Source organism: Myroides injenensis M09-0166 (assembly GCF_000246945.1).
Classification (GTDB): domain Bacteria; phylum Bacteroidota; class Bacteroidia; order Flavobacteriales; family Flavobacteriaceae; genus Flavobacterium; species Flavobacterium injenense.
Genome location: NZ_BAEX01000154.1, coordinates 1 through 2,304, shown reverse-complemented (window position 1 = coordinate 2,304; position 2,304 = coordinate 1). Strand labels below are relative to the sequence as shown.

General features: G+C 35.2%; 2 protein-coding genes. One reads left to right on the top strand and one right to left on the bottom strand.

Going from position 1 to position 2,304, the window contains the following annotated elements; genetic code table 11:
• Window positions 1-118: 118 nt before the first annotated feature.
• Window positions 119-1,217, bottom strand: a protein-coding gene (gene prfB, locus RH98_RS14890; protein WP_141629453.1) for a peptide chain release factor 2 whose coding sequence is annotated in 2 segments (ribosomal slippage) — window positions 119-1,153 and window positions 1,155-1,217 — 1,098 coding nt in all. Because the reading frame shifts where the segments join, the coding sequence is not laid out codon by codon here.
• A gap of 46 nt (window positions 1,218-1,263) precedes the next feature.
• Here prfB and RH98_RS14885 point away from each other — a divergent pair.
• A complete protein-coding gene (locus RH98_RS14885; RefSeq protein ID WP_010257442.1) occupies window positions 1,264-2,289 on the top strand; it encodes a threonine aldolase family protein in 1,026 nt (341 codons plus the stop codon).
• The last annotated feature ends 15 nt before the right edge of the window (window positions 2,290-2,304 follow it).

Here is a 2,304-nt window from a genome sequence, read left to right as displayed (position 1 = left end):
CTTTTATATTTAGATGAGGTGTTAAATACATAGGATAAGAACAGTTCTCACTGTATAAAAAAACAAAAGGCTTGCTCAATTTTTGAGCAAGCCTTTTATTACCTAATTAGAATTGTATTTATTCTTCTTCGTTTTGTCCCATCATCATCAGATAGGCTTTTAAGAATGGATCAATTTCACCGTTCATTACTGCATCAACATCAGTTGATTCATACTGTGTTCTTACATCTTTTACTAATTTGTAAGGATGCATGACATAATTTCGAATCTGTGATCCCCATTCTATTTTTTTCTTGTTAGCTTCGATTTCATCACGCATAGCTTGTTTCTTTTTTAATTCAATTTCATATAATTGAGATTTTAAAAGTTGCATTGCTTTTGTTTTGTTATCTAGCTGCGAACGAGTTTCTGAGTTTTCAATAATAATACCTGTTGGATGGTGTCGTAAACGAACCGCTGTTTCAACTTTGTTTACGTTTTGACCACCAGCACCACTAGAACGCATTGTTTCCCATGAGATGTCTGCAGGACTTATTTCGATTTCGATTGTGTCATCTGCAAGCGGATATACATATACCGAAACAAAAGAAGTATGACGTTTAGCATTACTATCAAAAGGAGAAATACGAACTAAACGGTGTACACCATTTTCACCTTTTAAATAACCAAAAGAGAATTCTCCATCAAACTCTAAAGTAACTGTTTTTACTCCAGCTACCTCACCTTCTTGATAGTTTAGTTCTTTTACTTTAAAGCCATTCTTTTCTCCCCACATGATATACATGCGCATAAGCATAGATGCCCAATCACAACTTTCTGTACCTCCAGCACCAGCCGTGATTTGTAAGACAGCACTCATGTTGTCACCTTCATCAGAAAGCATGTTTTTGAACTCTAATTCCTCTACAATCTCTTTTGTAGCGTTGTATTGATTGACTACATCTTCTTCAGATGCTTCCCCTTCGTTATAAAATTCTAATAAAATTTGAAGTTCTTCAAGAGCAGCTTTAGCATTTTCATAACCTTCAACCCATTTCTTTTTTGATTTTAGGTTTTTGACAATGATTTCTGCTTGCTTTGAATTGTTCCAAAAGTCTGGAGCAAAGGTTTTTTCCTCCTCATTTGCGATTTCAATTAGTTTCTTATCGACGTCAAAGATACCTCCTTAACGCACCAAGGCGATCAATAATATCCTTCTGTTGTTCTGTGGTTATCATAATTTTTAATACATTTATGCACAAAAATACTTATTCCAATCTATTTATGGAAATTAATTTAATAAGCGATACAATTACTAAGCCTACACCTGAGATGTTGAACTATATGCTAAAGGCAAGGGTAGGGGATGATGTTTATAAGCAAGACGGTAGTACAAATGAGTTGGAGATAGCTGTAGCTGAGTTGTTTGGTATGGAAGCTGCTCTGTTTTTTCCTACAGGGACAATGGCTAATCAAGTAGCAATAAAGTTACATACTAATGCAGGTGATCAGCTAATATGTGATAGAACTTCTCATATTTATGCTTTTGAAGGAGGAGGTCCTGCTTTTCATAGTGGTGTTACTTGTGCTCTTATAGATGGAGATCGTGGAAGAATAACAGCTGATCAAGTCTTGGAGGTTTATACGGATAATAGTAATTTTCATTATCCTCCAACTACTTTGGTATGTCTTGAGAATACAACTAATAAAGGTGGAGGAGCATGTTATGATCTGAGCGAAATTGAAAAGATACGTGAGGTTTGTTCAGAAAAAGGTATGAAATTGCATTTAGATGGAGCTAGACTGTGGAATGCATTGGTTGCAAAATCTCAACATCCCACACATTTTGGAGCTTTATTTGATACGATATCAGTTTGTTTTTCTAAAGGTTTAGGTGCTCCTGTGGGATCTGTATTAATTGGATCGAAAGAGGATATACAAAAAGCGACACGTTGGCGTAAAGTAATGGGAGGAGGAATGCGTCAAACAGGTTATTTGGCAGCAGCAGCATTATATGCTTTGAAGAATAATGTGAGTCGTCTACAAAGAGATCATTTTAGAGCAAAGCAAATAGAATTGCTTTTAAACAAGAAAGAATGGGTTAAGGAGGTTTTACCTGTCCAGACTAATATCGTTGTTTTTAGGCTTGTAGAAATGAATAATAACAAGGTGTTGTTCGATAAGTTAAAACAAAAGAATATTGCAATTAGTGATATGGGGGGAGGATGGCTTCGATTAGTCACTCATCTTGATTACCGAGAAGTAATGCATGAATATGTAATGGAAGCATTATCTAAATTAGAATTATAAATAAAAAGGCTATCG

Bases quoted from the DNA above. Each gene is read 5' to 3' on its own strand.
- RH98_RS14885 (WP_010257442.1), top strand. From the start codon at position 1,264: ATGGAAATTAATTTAATAAGCGATACAATTACTAAGCCTACACCTGAG.